This window comes from Mesorhizobium sp. P2_A12 (genome assembly GCF_056405075.1).
Map to the genome: position 1 here is coordinate 1 of NZ_JBFUCU010000097.1, position 470 is coordinate 470.

The 470-nt window shown below is 62.8% G+C and carries 1 protein-coding gene; it reads left to right on the plus strand.

The genetic code is table 11. The annotated features are described in order from the left end of the window. On the plus strand, positions 1-470 hold a 470-nt coding region (locus AC1DZU_RS35670; protein ID WP_477292159.1), incomplete at both ends, for a cadherin repeat domain-containing protein.

Here is a 470-nt window from a genome sequence, read left to right on the forward strand (position 1 = left end):
GGATGGCGGTGGCAGCTCCGCCTCGCGTTCGGTTTCGGAGAACACCTCGACGGTGACGACGGTGACGGCTAGCGACCCCGATGCCGGGGCGACGCTTGCCTATTCCATCGTCGGTGGGGACGACGCCGACAAATTCGCGATCGATGCAACCAGCGGCGTTCTTTCATTTGTCACGGCGCCCGACTTTGAAACGCCGACTGATCTCGGGGCGAATAATATCTATGACGTCCAGGTCGGGGTTTCCGATGGCCTAGGCGGGACCGACACACAGACGATCGCAGTCACCGTAAGCAACCAGAACGAGGCGCCCTCGATCGGTTCGGATGGCGGTGGCAGCTCCGCCTCGCGTTCGGTTTCGGAGAACACCTCGACGGTGACGACGGTGACGGCTAGCGACCCCGATGCCGGGGCGACGCTTGCCTATTCCATCGTCGGTGGGGACGACGCCGACAAATTCGCGATCGATGCAA